Annotated in this window: 1 protein-coding gene and 1 pseudogene; both read left to right on the forward strand. The window is 52.3% G+C overall.

Going from position 1 to position 3,210, the window contains the following annotated elements:
• Nucleotides 1-392 (forward strand): annotated as a pseudogene (locus tag S2091_RS24195) (hypothetical protein); the annotation flags it as partial.
• Between the two features lie 121 nt (nt 393-513).
• Nucleotides 514-3,210, forward strand: a 2,697-nt coding sequence (locus S2091_RS23625; protein ID WP_243405551.1) for an RHS repeat-associated core domain-containing protein, incomplete at its 3' end; no start/stop codon positions are given.

The following is a 3,210-nucleotide window of genomic DNA, read 5'->3' on the forward strand; positions in this document are numbered from 1 at the left end:
ATAACTACGATGCCGTCGGCAACCGCACCACGATGGGCAATGGCGGAACGAACACCCAATACAGCTATGGCAGCACCAGTAACCAACTGACCCAAGTCAGCGGTAGCCAAGTGAATACGATCCAAAGTGACGCCAATGGCAGCATCACCAACAACGTTAATAACCAGTTTGCCTACGATGCTCGTGGTCGGATGGTCAGCGCACAAACCGCCATCGGATCGGTGCAATACAAAATCAATGCATTAGGACAGCGGGTTCTCAAAGTGACACCGACTGGCACGACGGTTTTTAATTACGACCAGGGTGGTAAGTTGATTGGCGAGAGCACGGGAACCAAGGGGGCAGATTACATCTACCTCAACGATATCCCGGTGGCGGTGGCGCAGCACTAGCGCACACCGCAGCAAGCGGACAAGCAAACTAAGCGAACAAGCTAAAAATAAACAAACAAGATCAGTCGTCGACAAACAAACAAGCGATCTGCCAACCACAGATCGCACCAGGGGAATCGTTGTGATAAAAAAAAGTATCAGTAAATATGGGATAGCTGTCTTAATCGGCTTACTCACAGCACTGCCGGTCATGGCGCAAACAGCGCAAACCATCACGTTTGCCGCGCTAGCCAATCAAACGTTTGGCGCGGCACCGCTCACCGTGTCGGCCACCAGCACGTCAGGGTTGGCGGTCACGTTTTCTTCGGCGACAAGCGCAGTCTGTACCGTTTCCGGTTCCACCGTGACCGTACTCGGTGGTGGAACCTGTACGCTGGATGCCAATCAAGCGGGTAACGCGACCTATGTGGCTGCCGCGCAAGTCGCGCAATCATTCACTGTTGCACAAGAAGCGCAAACACTGACGTTTCCCACCGTGCCAACGCAATCGTTTAGTCCAAATACCGTCACGTTAGCAGCCAGTTCGACCTCCGGCATGCCACCGACCTATCTGTCACAAACGCCGTCGGTCTGTACTGTGTCGGCCAGTATGTACGGTAAATACGTGTCGTTAGTTTCCGTCGGCACGTGTACGATTGAAGCCACGCAACCGGGGAATCCGAATGTGATTGTCGCGCCGCCGGTGACGCAATCATTCTCGGTGGTGCAAGCCGCTCAGAGTATTACGTTTGCCCCGTTAGCCGGTCAAAATTCTGGTACGGCACCCTATACGATATCAGCGACGGCTACGTCAGGCTTAGCGGTGGCATTTTCTTCTGCGACAAGCGCGGTGTGTACGGTGTCCGGTTCCACCGTGACCTTAGTCAGTATTGGCACGTGTACGATTAATGCCAATCAGGCCGGCAATGCTAATTTTAGTGCGGCAACGCAAGTGGCTCAATCCTTTAGTATTCGCGGTGCGCAAACACTGACGTTCCCAACAGTACCAACGCAAGCATTTAGCTTAAATACCGTCACATTAGCGGCCAGCTCGACCTCCGGCATGCCACCGACATATATTTCACAAACACCGTCGGTCTGTACCGTGTCGGCAAGTAATTATGGTCAATTTGTGTCGTTAGTGTCATTAGGTACGTGTACGATTGAAGCAACACAACCGGGCAATCCCACGATTTGGGCTGCGCCACCGGTAACGCAATCGTTCTTGGTGGTTCAAGCTTCTCAGAGCATTACGTTTGCCCCGTTAGCCGGTCAAAATTCTGGTACGGCACCTTATACGATCTCAGCAACGTCCACATCAGGTTTAGCCGTGGCATTCACCTCTGCCACCACACCAGTCTGTACGGTGTCCGGTTCCACCGTGACATTAGTCAGCATTGGCACGTGTACGATTAATGCCAATCAGGCCGGTAACGCTAATGTTAGTGCAGCAGTACAAGTGGCCCAATCATTTAGTATTCGCGGCTCGCAAACACTGACTTTCCCCACTGTACCGACGCAAGCATTTAGTCCGAATACCGTCACCTTAACGGCAAGCTCGACCTCCGGCATGCCACCGACATATATTTCACAAACACCGTCGGTGTGTACCGTATCGGCAAGCACTTACGGTAAATACGTGTCGTTAGTATCCTTAGGCACGTGCACGATTGAAGCCACGCAACCGGGCAATCCCACGATTTGGGCCGCGCCACCAGTGACGCAATCGTTCTCGGTAATTCAAGGTCCTCAGACCGTGACGTTTGCAGCGGTAGCCAATCAAGTTTTGGGTGCAGCACCATTGACGATGTCAGCGACCAGCACATCGGGTTTAGCTGTTGCATTCACGTCAGCCACCACACCGGTTTGTACCGTTTCAGGTTCAACAGTGACCTTAGTCGGAGCAGGAACGTGTACGATCAATGCCAACCTGGCAGGCAATACGAACTACAGTGCCGCTCCCCAAGTGAGTCAATCATTTAGCGTAGGCCAAGAAGCGCAAACGATTAGTTTCAACGCACCGGCAAATCAACAGTTTGGCGCGGTGCCATTCGTTTTATCTGCAACGAGTACGTCGGCTTTAGCGATCAGCTTCACCTCCAGCACCACACCGGTGTGTACGGTGTCGGGTTCGACGGTGACGTTAGCGAGTGCGGGGATATGTACGATTGCGGCGAATCAAGTGGGAAGCAGTAACTACAGCGCCGCAGCGCCAGTGACGCAGTCCTTTACAGTAACCCCAGCGCCGTTGATGATTACCTTAACGAGCCCAACGACAGCTCAGTCACTCACCGCACCAGCGACATTAACATTAACTGCAACGGCAACGGACAGCAGTGGCACCATCACGCAAGTGGCGTTCTTTAATGGCACGGGACTCATGGGAACCGTAACCCAGCCACCGTATAGTATTGTGATACCGAATGCGATCGCGGGCACGTATCAGATTACGGCGCAAATGACGGATAATAATGGCTTGACCGCCACCAGCGCGGCGGTCAATATTGCCGTGGCGGCAGGTAGTGGAAGTAAAACAGAGCAGATTTATTACATCAACGCCGATCAACTCAATACACCGCGCTTGATTACGGATTCGGATGGCAATACGGTGTGGCAGTGGGATGGTGAAGCGTTTGGTAGTACACCACCGAAAACGGAAGTGACTGGGGCAGGGCAGTTTACGTTTAACTTGCGCTATCCGGGGCAGTATTATGATGCAGAGACCAATCTTCATTACAACTACTTCAGGGATTATGATCCTACGACGGGTCGATACGCAGAAAGTGATCCGTTTGGTTTATATGCTGGAATAAGTACATTTAGCTATGTAGCAAGTAAT

It is taken from the genome of Solimicrobium silvestre (genome assembly GCF_002976435.1).
GTDB classification, from domain to species: domain Bacteria; phylum Pseudomonadota; class Gammaproteobacteria; order Burkholderiales; family Burkholderiaceae_D; genus Solimicrobium; species Solimicrobium silvestre.